The sequence below is a fragment of the Streptomyces sp. NPDC093568 genome, from assembly GCF_044764945.1.
Lineage (GTDB): Bacteria > Actinomycetota > Actinomycetes > Streptomycetales > Streptomycetaceae > Streptomyces.
Genome location: NZ_JBIWJD010000004.1, coordinates 149018 through 162198 on the forward strand (window position 1 = coordinate 149018; position 13181 = coordinate 162198).

The window sequence follows — 13181 nt, forward strand, 5'->3', positions numbered from 1 at the left end:
TTCGATCAGATCCGTGCGGGATCCGAGGGCTTACGCCTCGAACACCTCACGCACCAACTGCTCCTGCTCAGCCTGGTGCCGCTTGGCGGAACCGACGGCCGGGGACGAGCCGTGCGGCCGCGAGATGCGGCGCAGGCGCTCGCCGTGCGGGACGTCGGCGCCGACCGCCAGGTCCAGATGGTCGATCAGGTTGAGCGCGATGAACGGCCAGGCACCCTGGTTCGCCGGCTCCTCCTGGGCCCACAGGTACTTCTCGGCGTTCGGGTACTTGGCGATCTCGGCCTGGAGCTCGGCACCCGGCAGCGGGTACAGGCGCTCGATGCGGATGATCGCCGTGTCCGTGACACCGCGCTTCTTCCGCTCGGCCTCGATGTCGTAGTAGACCTTGCCCGCGCAGAAGACGACCTTCTTGACGGCGGCCGGGTCGACCGACGAGTCGCCGATGACCGGCTGGAACTGCCCGGTCGTGAACTCCTCCGCCTTCGACGCGGCGGCCTTCAGGCGCAGCATCGACTTCGGCGTGAAGACCACCAGCGGCTTGTGGTGCGGGTTGTGCACCTGCCACCGCAGGAGGTGGAAGTAGTTCGACGGCGACGTCGGCATGGCGACCGTCATGTTGTTCTGCGCGCACATCTGGAGGAAGCGCTCCGGGCGGGCCGAGGAGTGGTCCGGGCCCTGGCCCTCGTAGCCGTGCGGCAGGAGCAGGACGACACCGGAGGTCTGCGCCCACTTCTGCTCGGCCGACGAGATGAACTCGTCCACGACCGTCTGCGCGCCGTTGACGAAGTCGCCGAACTGCGCCTCCCACATCACGAGCGCCTCGGGGCGGGCCAGCGAGTAGCCGTACTCGAAGCCCATCGCCGCGTACTCGGAGAGGAGGGAGTTGTAGACGTTGAGCCGCGCCTGGTCCTCGGAGAGGTACTGCAGCGGCGTGTACTCCTCGCCCGTCTCACGGTCGATGATCACCGCGTGACGCTGGCCGAACGTACCGCGCTGCGAGTCCTGGCCGGCGAGGCGGACCGGGACGCCCTCCAGCAGGAGGGAGCCGACCGCGAGGGTCTCGCCCATGCCCCAGTCGATGGTGCCGTCCTCGACCATCGACGCCCGGCGCTGGAGCTGCGGCAGCAGACGCGGGTGGACGGTGATGTGGTCGGGGATGTTGACCTGGGACTCGGCGATCCGCTTGACGGTCTCAGAGGTGATCGCCGTGGTGACGGCCACCGGGAACTCGGCCTGCGGGTCGGAGGGCACCTCGGCGGCGGGCTGCGAGGTGGCCTCGCGGACCTCCGTGAAGACCTTCTCCAGCTGGCCCTGGTAGTCCTGGAGCGCCTGCTCGGCCTCTTCCAGGGTGATGTCGCCGCGACCGATGAGGGACTCGGTGTAGAGCTTGCGCACCGAGCGCTTCTTGTCGATCAGGTCGTACATCAGCGGCTGGGTGAAGGCCGGGTTGTCCGACTCGTTGTGACCGCGGCGGCGGTAGCAGATGAGGTCGATCACGACGTCCTTGTTGAACGCCTGACGGAACTCGAAGGCCAGCCGGGCCACGCGGACCACGGCCTCCGGGTCGTCGCCGTTCACGTGGAAGATCGGGGCCTCGATCATCCTGGCCACGTCGGTCGCGTACATCGAGGAACGCGAGGACTCCGGGGCGGCGGTGAAGCCGACCTGGTTGTTGATCACGATGTGGACCGTGCCGCCGGTGCGGTAGCCGCGCAGCTGCGACATGTTCAGGGTCTCGGCCACCACGCCCTGGCCCGCGAAGGCCGCGTCGCCGTGGATCGCCACCGGCAGGACGGTGAAGTCCGTGCCGCCCTTGTTGATGACGTCCTGCTTGGCGCGGGCGACACCTTCGAGGACCGGGTCGACCGCCTCCAGGTGGGAGGGGTTCGCGACCAGGGAGACCTTGATCTGCTCGCCGTCCAGGCCCGTGAAGGTGCCCTCGGCGCCCAGGTGGTACTTCACGTCGCCGGAGCCGTGCATCGACTTCGGGTCGAGGTTGCCCTCGAACTCGCGGAAGATCTGGGCGTACGACTTGCCGACGATGTTGGCCAGCACGTTCAGCCGGCCGCGGTGGGCCATGCCGATGACGACCTCGTCCAGGCGGGACTCGGCGGCCGAGTCCAGCACCGCGTCCAGCAGCGGGATGACGGACTCGCCGCCCTCCAGGGAGAAGCGCTTCTGGCCGACGTACTTGGTCTGCAGGAACGTCTCGAAGGCCTCGGCGGCGTTCAGCCGGCGCAGGATGCGCAGCTGCTCCTCGCGCTCGGGCTTGGTGTGGCCGCGCTCGACGCGGTCCTGGATCCACTTGCGCTGCTTCGGGTCCTGGATGTGCATGAACTCGATGCCGGTGGTGCGGCAGTACGAGTCGCGCAGCACGCCGAGGATGTCGCGCAGCTTCATCAGGGACTTGCCGGAGAAGCCGCCGACCGCGAACTCGCGCTCCAGGTCCCACAGGGTGAGGCCGTGCTCGGTGATGTCGAGGTCGGGGTGCTTGCGCTGGCGGTACTCCAGCGGGTCGGTGTCGGCCATGACGTGGCCGCGGACCCGGTAGGAGTGGATCAGCTCGAAGACCCGGGCGGCCTTGGTGACGTCGTCGTCGTGGCTGGCGTCGATGTCCTTGAGCCAGCGGACCGGCTCGTAGGGGATGCGCAGCGCCTCGAAGATCTCGTCGTAGAAGTTGCCCTCGCCGAGGAGGAAGTTCGCGACGATCCGCAGGAACTCGCCGGACGCGGCGCCCTGGATCACCCGGTGGTCGTAGGTCGACGTGAGCGTCATGACCTTCGAGATGCCGAGCTTGTTCAGGGTGTCCTGGGAGGTGCCCTGGAACTCCGCCGGGTAGTCCATGGAGCCGACGCCCATGATGACCGACTGGCCGGGCATCAGACGCGGGACCGAGTGGACGGTGCCGAGGCCGCCGGGGTTGGTCAGGGAGACCGTCACGCCGGTGAAGTCGTCCATCGTCAGCTTGCCGTCACGGGCGCGGCGGACGATGTCCTCGTAGGCCTGCCAGAACTCGAAGAAGTTCAGCGTCTCGGCCTTCTTGATGCCCGCGACGACCAGCTGGCGGTCGCCGTTGGGCTTCACCAGGTCGATGGCGAGGCCGAAGTTGACGTGGGCCGGCTTGACCAGGGTCGGCTTGCCGTCCTTCTCCGCGAAGGAGTAGTTCATCGACGGCATGGCCTTGATGGCCTGCACCATCGCGTAGCCGATCAGGTGCGTGAAGGAGATCTTCCCGCCCCGGGCCCGCTTCAGGTGGTTGTTGATGACGATGCGGTTGTCGAAGAGCAGCTTCACCGGGACCGCGCGCACGGACGTGGCCGTGGGGAGCTCCAGCGAGGCGTTCATGTTCTTCGCGACCGCGGCGCCGGGGCCGCGCAGCGTCACGTACTCGGGACCGTCGGCGGACGCGGCGGCGGGCTCGGCCTTCTTCGGCTGAGCGGGCTTCGCGGCCGGCGCGGGCGCGGGTGCGGCGGGCTTCGCCGGAGCGGCGGCCGTGGCCGGCGGCTGGGCGGCGGGCGCGGGCTGCGCGGCCGCGGGGGCCGGCGCGGGCACCGACGGGGCGGCCGGAGCAGCCGGGGCGGCGGGCGCGGGCTTGGGGGCCGCCGTGGAGGTCTCTGCGGCCCCCGCGGCCGCAGCACCCGCCGGAGCCGCGGCGCCTACGCCGGGCTTGTAGTCGGCGAAGAAGTCCCACCAGGCTCGGTCTACCGAATTCGGGTCCTGGAGGTACTGCTGATAGATCTCGTCGACGAGCCACTCGTTCGGACCGAACGCGGCCGCGGGGTTCTTGCCCGCTTGGTCGGTGTCGGTCGAGATGCTCGAGTTACTGGGGGACTGTGGCGACACGGCGGCAACCGCCCTCTTCCGCTTCACAAGGTGATGGACAGCGGGAATAAAGGCTACGCCTCCATGGCCGGGAAGGTCAGGCCGGGCAAGGTCATCGTCGCGTAAGTCACATCAGAAAGCGTGTTTCGTGCCTGGAAATGGCGGGAAACAAGCGTGGTTCCGCTTCAGATGGGAAGGGTGCATCCCGACCCGGCGCGGCGAAAGCGCAGGTCTCTACGTGATCACACGTGTCCGTCAGCCAGGACAGACGTGGATCTTGTGGCTCCGCTTCGAACTTTACGTCAACTTTGAACGGAGGGCTGCCCCGGGAGTGTGACAAGAATCCGGCAGCCCCGCTCGGATTCGGCCACCCCGATCCGGCCCCCGTGGAGATCCACGGCCCAGCGCGCGATCGCCAGCCCCAGCCCCGTGCCGCCGTCGCTGCCCGGCCCGTGCGGCCGGCGCACCGCGCCCCGGTTGAACCGCTCGAAGACCTTGTGCCACTCCGACTTCGGGATGCCCGGACCCTCGTCCAGGACCTCCAGCTCCAGCGACTCCGGGTACGCCCCGCGCCGCGCCTTCACCGTCACACGGCCGTGCGGCGGGCTGTGCTTGATCGCGTTGTCGATGAGGTTGGCGACCACTTGGTGGATGCGCTCGGGGTCGGCGTGCGCGGTCAGCTCGGGCGGGGAGACGTCGAGGTGCAGATGGACGTCGGTACGGGTGTGACTGCCGGAGCCCGACGCCATGCGCTGACGTGCCGAGGAGACCATGTTGGCCTCCTTGAGCACGCCGGACAGATACGGCCAGACCTCGAAGCGCCGCATGCGCAGCGGTACGACGCCGTTGTCGAGGCGGGACAGGTCGAGGAGCGTCTCCACGAGCCGGCCGAGCCGCTCGGTCTGCTGCAGGGCCGTGCGCATCGTCTCGGGGTCGGCCTCGGCGATGCCGTCGACGACGTTCTCCAGGACGGCCCGCAGGCCCGCGATGGGGGTGCGCAGCTCGTGCGAGACGTTCGCGACCAGCTCCTTGCGCTGCTGGTCCTGGGCCTCCAGCTCGTCGGCCATCAGGTTGATCGTCTCGGCGAGGTCGCCCAGCTCGTCCCGGCGGTTCTCGCGCACCCTGCGCGTGTAGTCGCCCTGGGTGATGGAGCGGGCCACCGCGTTCATCTCGTCCAGCGGTGCCGTCAGCGAGTGGGCCACGAACTGGGTGACCAGCAGGGTGGCGATCATCGAGAAGACGGTGATGAAGCGCAGCTCGGTCTGGTAGCGGACCGCGTTCACCGACAGTCCGGTGGTGATCAGCACCGAGATGACGACGAGCGCGCCCAGCTTGGTCTTGATCGAGAACGGACGTACGCCGCCCCAGGGCTCCCCGGGGCCTCTGCGCGGGGCCGGCCCGTCGCTCATGGCGTCGGGGTCTCCAGCGCGTAGCCCACGCCGTGCACCGTGCGGATCCGCTCGGCGCCGATCTTCCGGCGCAGCGCCTTGATGTGGCTGTCGACGGTCCGGGTGCCGGAGGCGTCGGCCCAGTCCCACACCTCGGCGAGCAGCTGCTCGCGCGAGAGGACCGCGCGCGGGGTGTTCGCCAGGCAGACCAGCAGGTCGAACTCGGTCGGCGTGAGGTGCACATCCTCACTGCGGACCCGGACCCGCCGCTGCGCGTGGTCGATCTCCAGCTCGCCGAGCCGCAGGATGCCCGAGCGCGGGGTCGTGGCGGCCAGCGCGGCGCGCTCGACGCGGCGCAGCAGCACATGCACGCGCGCCGCCAGCTCCCGCATCGAGAAGGGCTTGGTCATGTAGTCGTCGGCGCCCACGCCGAGCCCGACCAGCATGTCGGTCTCGTCGTCGCGCGCGGTGAGCATCATCACCGGGACGGGCCGCTGGGCCTGCACGCGACGGCAGACCTCCAGGCCGTCGAAGCCCGGCAGCATGATGTCGAGGATCAGCAGGTCGGGCTGCCACGCCTCGGCCGTGTCGACCGCCGCCGGACCGTCACCGGCCGTCTGCACGAGGAATCCCTCGGCACGCAGGCGGGCCGCGATGGCGTCCACGATGGTCGGATCGTCCTCGACCACGAGGACCCGGCGCTGAGCGCCGGGGGTCGCCGCCGTGCCGTTGTGGGAGGTGTGTGTCTGCTCCATCGCCCGCCCCAAAGTTGCTTTCCGGAATCCGTGGGGTGATCCCGCTGACTGGCTATGCCTGCGCATGCTTGCGATTGACGCTTGAATGATCCGCGTCAGGTGAGCAGAGTACGGGGAGTCACCGTGCCACGGCTATCCAGGTCGTACGGCGAGGTGTACGACGTCCGGAACGCCCCGGGCAACCGGGATCTCTTCGGTACGCACCTGTTGGAATCCGGCATTACACAAGGTTTCTTCGAATTCCGGAGACGGCTGGGCCGACCATACGGCCAGCACCCCTCCCGGGCGCAACACCCGTGCACAGCCTGCCAGTCCGGCCGGTGAGTAGAGGCTGTCGTTGCCCTCGGTGACGGTCCATGCGGGGCCGTTGTCGATGTCGAGACAGAGCGCGTCATACGTGGCGGAAGTCTCATGTACGTACGCCACCAGATCCGTTTCCAGAATCTCGGTGCGCGGGTCGGCGAGGGCATCGGCGGAGAAGTGCGACAAGGGTCCGTCAAGATGCCAGCCGATAATCGCGCTCTCGCGCTCGACGACGCTGATCCGGCCCGGCCGGGGATCGGCGGCGGCGTGTGCGAGCGAGAAGCCGACTCCGAGCCCGCCGATCAGCAGACTCGGCCCCGGCCTGCCGTCCAGCGCGCCGAGCGCCGCGTCGACCAGCAGCCGCTCGGAGCGCCCGTCGGAGGTGTCCATCAGGAAACAGCCGTTGGCGATGATCTGGAGCAGATCGCCGTGCCGCCGCAGCACGATCTCGCCGTGGGGGCCTTCGTGACGGTCCAGGACTTCAGGCATGTCGTACGAAGTGGGCATCGGGCCATCCTCGCAGCCAGGGCGGGTCCGCCCCAGTGAATTGCCGCAGCGGGCGAGCCCGTGCGCGGCCGAAGTGTGAGAGACGCAGAAACTTGTTGAGAGGTTGCTGTGAATCGGCTGTCGTGTGGCGCTGATCACAGACATCGGCTGATCGTGGACGAAGGGTGGGGGAAACGGAAGGAGCACCTCACCTTGGAACGGACTGCGGCCGGAGGTGCGACGGACCCGGCTCCGGTGCCCGAGGCGGGCCTGCCCGGTGCGGCCGGGCTGCTGGACGGGCTGCCCCGGCAGCGCGGGCCGGTGGGCGCCACCGCCGTGCGCGCCACCGCGGCACCGGCCGGGACCGAGGTGGCCGCGCCCGGCGCACGCAGTCCCCTCTTGCGCCCTTGGCGCCTGCTCCCGACCCCCACCGGCACCCCGTTCACCCTCGCCTACGCCGTCGTCCTGACCGTCACCTCCCTGATCGCCGCGTACGCCGACCCCGGCGTCGTCCACGCCCTGCACCAGGGCTCCAGCACCGACGTGGCGCACCTCCTGCGGACCCCCGGGCTGGTGCTGCTCGCCAGCGCGCTGTGGATAGCCGGCGGCATCCTGGCGCCGTACACCCTCTGCCTGCTGTTCGTCCTCACCACGCTGGAGCGGCGCATCGGCGGCGCGCGCACGGCCCTCGTCTTCCTGGCCGGGCATGTCCTCGCCACCCTCGCGACCGAGGTCCCGGTGGGACTCGCGGTCCTGGCCGGCCACCTTCCCGACAGCTCGCTGCACCGCCTCGACTACGGCGTCAGCTTCGGCGTCGCCGGCTGCGTCGGCGCCCTGGCCGGGCTGCTCCGGCCGTGGCTGCGGTGGCCGGTGCTCGCGCTGTTCGGCGGCATGCTCGCCCTGGACCTGCTCGCCCTCACGGACCCGCTGACCAACTGGGGACATCTGATCGCCCTGGGCACAGGGGTCGGGATGTGGCCGGCGCTGCGCCGCGGAAGGTCAGAGCCCCGGCGCGTGTTGTAGGGCGAAGAGCGAGGTCACGGCACGTACAGCGGGTGATCGCTCACAGCGAACGCGGGCAGGGGAACATTCGGGCTCCCTCAAGCATTGAGTCGGCATAACTCAACTTGACTGCCTAAGGGGAGATCATGGCTTCGACGTCCACTTCGCTCACCCTGCCCGTGCTGCCGCTCGACGACGACGTCGTGCTGCCCGGGATGGTGGTCCCGCTGGACTTGAACGACGCCGATGTACGCGCCGCGGTGGAGGCCGCCCAGGCCGCCGCCCGTTCCACGCCCGGGAAGCCCCGGGTGCTCCTGGTGCCGCGGATCGACGGGACGTACCCGGGCACCGGTGTGCTCGGCACCGTCGAGCAGGTCGGCCGGCTGGCCGACGGTGACCCGGGTGCCCTGATCCGTGGACGCGGCCGGGTGCGGATCGGCGCCGGCACGACCGGACCGGGCGCCGCCCTGTGGGTCGAGGGAACGCGGATCGACGAGACCGTGCCCGAGCCGCTGCCCGGCCAGGTCGGCGAACTGGTGAAGGAGTACAAGGCCCTCGCGACCGCCTGGCTGCGCAAGCGCGGCGCCTGGCAGGTCGTGGACCGGGTCCAGGCCATCGACGACGTCTCCCAGCTCGCCGACAACTCCGGCTACTCGCCGTTCCTGACCACCGAACAGAAGGTCGAGCTGCTGGAGACCGCCGACCCGGTCGCCCGCCTCAAGCTCGCCACCCAGCAACTGCGCGACCACCTCGCCGAGCAGGACGTCGCCGAGACCATCGCCAAGGACGTCCAGGAAGGCGTCGACAAGCAGCAGCGCGAGTTCCTGCTGCGCCGCCAGCTCGAAGCCGTGCGCAAGGAACTGCGCGAACTGAACGGCGAGCAGGACGGCGAGGAGTCCGACGACTACCGGGCCCGGGTCGAGGCCGCCGACCTGCCTGAGAAGGTCCGCGAGGCCGCCCTCAAGGAGGTCGACAAGCTGGAGCGGTCCAGCGACCAGTCCCCCGAGGGGTCGTGGATCCGGACCTGGCTGGACACCGTCCTCGAACTGCCGTGGAACGAGCGGACCGAGGACGCCTACGACATCCAGGGCGCCAAGGGTGTGCTGGACGCCGAGCACGCCGGTCTCGAGGACGTGAAGGAGCGGATCACCGAGTACCTGGCGGTGCGCAAGCGCCGTACGGACCGGGGCCTTGGGATCGTCGGCGGCCGGCGCGGCGGCGCCGTCCTCGCCCTCGTCGGCCCGCCCGGCGTCGGCAAGACCTCGCTCGGCGAGTCCGTCGCGCACGCGATGGGACGCAAGTTCGTCCGGGTCGCGCTCGGCGGTGTGCGGGACGAGGCGGAGATCCGCGGTCACCGGCGGACGTACGTCGGCGCGCTGCCCGGCCGTATCGTCCGCGCCATCAAGGAGGCCGGGTCGATGAACCCGGTGGTCCTGCTCGACGAGATCGACAAGGTGGGCTCCGACTTCCGGGGCGACCCGGCGGCGGCCCTGCTGGAGGTCCTGGACCCGGCCCAGAACCACACCTTCCGGGACCACTACCTGGAGGTCGAACTGGACCTGAGCGACGTGGTGTTCCTCGCCACCGCCAACGTCCTGGAGGCCATCCCGGAGGCCCTGCTCGACCGTATGGAGCTCGTCCGCCTCGACGGCTACACCGAGGACGAGAAGATCGTCATCGCCCGTGACCACCTGCTTCCGCGCCAGCTGGAGCGGGCCGGTCTGAACCAGGACGAGGTCGCCATCGACGAGGGCGCGCTGCGCAAGCTCGCCGGTGAGTACACGCGCGAGGCGGGCGTGCGGAACCTGGAGCGCTCCATCGCGCGGCTGCTGCGCAAGGTGGCGGCCGAGCACGAACTGGGTTCCCGCGAGCTGCCGTTCACCATCGGGGACGGCGATCTGCGCGGCCTGATCGGCCGGCCGCACCACGTGCCCGAGTCGGCGCAGGACCCGGCGGAGCGCCGCACCGCGGTCCCCGGTGTCGCCACCGGCCTCGCGGTCACGGGCGCGGGCGGTGACGTCCTGTTCGTGGAGGCGTCGCTGGCCGACCCCGAGACGGGCGCGGCGGGGCTGACCCTGACCGGCCAACTGGGTGACGTGATGAAGGAGAGCGCGCAGATCGCCCTGTCCTTCCTCCGCTCGCACGGCGCCGAACTGGAGTTGCCGGTCGCCGACCTGAAGGACCGTGGAGTGCACATCCACTTCCCGGCGGGCGCGGTGCCGAAGGACGGCCCGAGCGCGGGCATCACGATGACGACCGCGCTGGCCTCGCTCCTGTCCGGCCGGCTGGTCCGTACGGACGTGGCGATGACCGGTGAGGTGTCGCTGACCGGCCGGGTCCTGCCGATCGGCGGCGTGAAGCAGAAGCTGCTGGCGGCCCACCGCGCGGGTGTGACGACCGTCGTCATCCCCAAGCGCAACGAGCCCGACCTGGACGACGTCCCGGCGGAGGTGCTGGACAAGCTCGACGTCCACGCCGTCACCGACGTCCGCCAGGTCCTGGAACTGGCCCTGACGCCGGCCACGAACGGCGCGGCCCCCGAGGTTCCGGCCGCGGCGTGACGGACGCGACCGGAAAGGCAGGGCCCGGGTCCCGTGAGGGAGGCCCGGGCCTTCGCCGTCCTGTCCGGCTAGCCGTTGGCGAGCGCCACGACCCTGTCGAGGGCTCCGTTGAACTTGTTGTGGTCTCCGACCGTCGGGCCCGACGACGTGTACTGCCAGGCCGTGTAGTAACTCCACCCCGCCGGCAGCTCCCCGACCGCCGTCGCGTAGCGGGCGATCCACAGGGGGTTGGCGGTGGCGAAGCCGGCGTAGTTGCCGGTGCACTGCTTCCACCAGTTGGTGGCCGTGTAGATGACGGGGTCGCGGCCGGTACGGGCCTTGTACTGATTGAGGAAGTCCCGGATCCAGGTGACCATCGCGGTGGGGGTCTTGCCGTAGCAGGCGGCGCCGTACGGGTTCCACTCGATGTCGAGGACGCCGGGCAGGGTCTTGCCGTCACGGGACCAGCCGCCGCCGTGGTCGACGAAATAGTTGGCCTGGGTTGCGCCATTGGTGGTGTCGGGGGTCGCGAAGTGGTAGGCGCCGCGGATCATGCCGACGTCGTAGGAGCCGTTGTACTGCGAGGCGAAGTAGGGGTTGGTGTAGTAGGTCCCCTCGGTCGCCTTCACATAGGCCCACTTGACCCCGCTGTTCCACAGGGTCGACCAGGCGACGTTGCCCTGGTGGCTGGAGACGTCGACGCCTTCGGTCTGTGCGGCCAGGTCGGAGACGGGGGCGCCGTCCACGCCGTCGTGGGTCTCGACGCCCACGCCCATGTACGCGGAGCCGCGCGGCGGTGGGTCGTCGCAGGCCGCGGCGGAGGGCTGGGCGGCGAGGACGAGGAGGGTCAGGGAGAGGACAGTGGCGAGCGGGAGCCCGGCGCGGCCGGGGCGGCGGGGCCGGAGCGGTTCGGGTCTTTGCACGGGCATAGCGTGCCTCCGAAGGCTCGGTGCTGCTCGGTCGGGAAGCGCGGGTGGCGGGGTGGTCGGGCATGCCGCTCGCTCGTGGCGTGAGCATGCCACCCGTGGTTCTGCTGTCGAAGCTAGGCATGCAGAAGGGCAGGTGGAAGGGGGTCCGGAGGCTGCCGTTGGTCTAAGCCTGCGAAATACTGGCGGAGCTGCGGCGATGACGGCGGCCGGCGGAAACTTTCACGACCGGGAAGAACGAGGCAGGGGCTGACGTGCACGAAGACGGAAACGGCGACGGGCGCCGAGGCAAATCCGGCATGCCCGGTGGTGGTTTGGACCAGCCCGAGTTCCTCGATCTGGAACGCGAGTTGACGGTCCTCTTCCGACGTGCCCGCGCCAAGCAGGGCGAGATGGCCCGCGAGGTCCACCCGGACCTGGAGTCCGCGGCGTACGGCCTGCTGGTCCGTCTGGGCGAAGCCGGCCGCCAGCGGGCCACCGAACTCGCCGCCTACATCGGCGTCGGCAAGGCCACGATGTCCCGTCAGCTGCGCGCCCTGGAGGACCTGGGACTGGTCGCCCGCGAGCCGGACCCGGCCGACGGACGGGCCTGGCTGGTGCATCTGACCGAGGAGGGGCGCGGGCGGGTGGCCAAGGTGCGCGAGGCCCGGCGGGCCCGGTACGTCGCGCAGATGTCGCACTGGGACCGGGGGGAAGTGGCGGAGCTGGCCCGGCTGCTGAACCAGCTGAACCGGGGGATGGAGAAGTAGCCGGTCCGCTCAGCGGTCCGGGTATCAGCGGTCCACGTATCAGAGGTCCACGTACACGACCGTCGCGTCGTCGTGCGTCTTGCTGCGGCCCAGATACGTCCGCTCCTGCGCGTCGGCCTCCTCCAGCGCCCGCACCCGCTCCACCAGCGCCCCCGCCCCCTCCTTCCGTACGAAGGTGAAGCAGTCCGCCCAGTCGCCCTCCCGGAACTTCTCCACCCAGCGGGTCGCCCCGTCCGTCAGGGCGGCGAGTGACCGTGCCTCGCTCCGCGGCAGCGTGCCCGTCACCGCCCGCTTCGCCACCGACGGGTCCGCGGCGGCCGTGAAGAACCCGCCCTCCTTGTTGCGGATGTGGGCGTCGATCAGCGCGTCCGTCGCCAGGGAGGCCCTGGGGAGACGGGCGAGGCGGTCGTCCATGTGGGGTGTGATGGTGCCGTCCGGTGACTCGATGAGCAGGGTCGAGTCCGAGAGGATCAGGTACTCCACCGTCGCCGCGGACCACCGCACCACAACCACCGTTGCCTGTGGGGTGCGCGGGTGAGAAAGGTCACAGGTTGGTGCGTGGGCCTCGGCGGTACGCGCGATGGCACGGGCCAGCGCGTCGGTGAGGGGGGCATCCGGGAGTGAAACGGTCAGTTCGGTCAGCGCTCCGCCCAGCCGCGCGGTGAACCAGGGAACGGAATGCAGACAGCCCGTCTCACCTCTGGGCGGGGTGACCCCGTCCAGGACGACCAGCACCCCGCCCTGTCCCGAGGCGGGAACGCCGACACTTGCGAAGTCCTCGTTGGGGCGGGCCGGATCACCGGGCTCCGAAACAAGCTCTGTTCGCATCCGGCCAGTCTGCACGAGCCCTTCACAAGCTCCGCCAAGGGGTCGCATTGGTCGTCGAACGGGTGCAGCCGCGCAGGTCAGGCGCCTGATTTGGACGGGAATGGTTCACTCCGGCGAGGCGTGGCGGCGAATACTGCCATCGCCTGCCGCAGACGTCCAACCGGCCCACCGTGCGGGGCGCGTGCACGCACCGGAGGAACTTGCCCGCCAACTCCCCTCCGGGGTTCACTCCTTCGGGTGGCGGGTCAGGTGATGCGCGACCGTTGCCCACCGGCACTGGGAGGGTCGGGGACCGGTGAGGGCACCCCCTGCTCGAGCGAAGACGCGAGCTTGGGGGAGGGGTGAACGTACGGTCGGCGGTAGTTGACGCAACGTCATCCGG

Annotated in this window: 9 protein-coding genes; 3 read left to right on the forward strand and 6 right to left on the reverse strand. The window is 70.2% G+C overall.

The window, feature by feature from the left end; all coding sequences use genetic code 11:
- Positions 1–30 precede the first annotated feature (30 nt).
- The 4 genes from ACIRD7_RS18170 to ACIRD7_RS18185 all read right to left on the reverse strand — a co-directional run bounded on the left by ACIRD7_RS18170 (position 31) and on the right by ACIRD7_RS18185 (position 6775).
- A complete protein-coding gene (locus ACIRD7_RS18170) occupies positions 31–3843 on the reverse strand; it encodes a multifunctional oxoglutarate decarboxylase/oxoglutarate dehydrogenase thiamine pyrophosphate-binding subunit/dihydrolipoyllysine-residue succinyltransferase subunit (RefSeq protein ID WP_403454120.1) in 3813 nt (1270 codons plus the stop codon).
- Positions 3844–4124: 281 nt separating this feature from the next.
- Positions 4125–5231, reverse strand: a complete 1107-nt coding sequence (locus ACIRD7_RS18175; RefSeq protein WP_403454123.1) for an ATP-binding protein — start codon at positions 5229–5231, stop codon at positions 4125–4127.
- Positions 5228–5965, reverse strand: a complete 738-nt coding sequence (locus ACIRD7_RS18180; protein WP_030956984.1) for a response regulator transcription factor — start codon at positions 5963–5965, stop codon at positions 5228–5230. The genes ACIRD7_RS18175 and ACIRD7_RS18180 overlap by 4 nt, the downstream gene beginning before the upstream one ends.
- Before the next feature lie 132 nt (positions 5966–6097).
- On the reverse strand, positions 6098–6775 hold the full coding sequence (locus tag ACIRD7_RS18185; protein ID WP_403454125.1) for a spermidine synthase: 678 nt from the start codon (positions 6773–6775) through the stop codon (positions 6098–6100).
- A 192-nt stretch (positions 6776–6967) separates the two neighbouring features.
- Between ACIRD7_RS18185 and ACIRD7_RS18190 the strand changes: the two genes are divergently transcribed.
- On the forward strand, positions 6968–7777 hold the full coding sequence (locus ACIRD7_RS18190; protein ID WP_403454128.1) for a rhomboid-like protein: 810 nt from the start codon (positions 6968–6970) through the stop codon (positions 7775–7777).
- A gap of 125 nt (positions 7778–7902) precedes the next feature.
- On the forward strand, positions 7903–10317 hold the full coding sequence (gene lon, locus ACIRD7_RS18195; RefSeq protein ID WP_403454131.1) for an endopeptidase La: 2415 nt from the start codon (positions 7903–7905) through the stop codon (positions 10315–10317).
- A 68-nt stretch (positions 10318–10385) separates the two neighbouring features.
- On the opposite strand, the gene ACIRD7_RS18200 is transcribed toward lon, so the two are convergent.
- A complete protein-coding gene (locus ACIRD7_RS18200; RefSeq protein WP_403454134.1) occupies positions 10386–11225 on the reverse strand; it encodes a lysozyme in 840 nt (279 codons plus the stop codon).
- A 251-nt stretch (positions 11226–11476) separates the two neighbouring features.
- Here ACIRD7_RS18200 and ACIRD7_RS18205 point away from each other — a divergent pair, with 251 nt between their 5' ends.
- Complete coding sequence (locus ACIRD7_RS18205) at positions 11477–11971, forward strand: MarR family winged helix-turn-helix transcriptional regulator (RefSeq protein WP_403454136.1); 495 nt, start codon at positions 11477–11479, stop codon at positions 11969–11971.
- A 39-nt stretch (positions 11972–12010) separates the two neighbouring features.
- Here the strand turns inward: ACIRD7_RS18205 and ACIRD7_RS18210 are convergent, their stop codons facing one another.
- Positions 12011–12799, reverse strand: coding sequence for a protein phosphatase 2C domain-containing protein (locus ACIRD7_RS18210; RefSeq protein ID WP_403454139.1), 789 nt, complete (start codon positions 12797–12799; stop codon positions 12011–12013).
- Positions 12800–13181: the final 382 nt, after the last annotated feature.

Coding starts and splice junctions, on each gene's coding strand:
- ACIRD7_RS18175 (WP_403454123.1), bottom strand. CDS start 5,231: ATGAGCGACGGGCCGGCCCCGCGCAGAGGCCCCGGGGAGCCCTGGGGC.
- ACIRD7_RS18180 (WP_030956984.1), bottom strand. CDS start 5,965: ATGGAGCAGACACACACCTCCCACAACGGCACGGCGGCGACCCCCGGC.
- ACIRD7_RS18185 (WP_403454125.1), bottom strand. CDS start 6,775: ATGCCCACTTCGTACGACATGCCTGAAGTCCTGGACCGTCACGAAGGC.
- lon (WP_403454131.1), top strand. CDS start 7,903: ATGGCTTCGACGTCCACTTCGCTCACCCTGCCCGTGCTGCCGCTCGAC.
- ACIRD7_RS18200 (WP_403454134.1), bottom strand. CDS start 11,225: ATGCCCGTGCAAAGACCCGAACCGCTCCGGCCCCGCCGCCCCGGCCGC.
- ACIRD7_RS18210 (WP_403454139.1), bottom strand. CDS start 12,799: ATGCGAACAGAGCTTGTTTCGGAGCCCGGTGATCCGGCCCGCCCCAAC.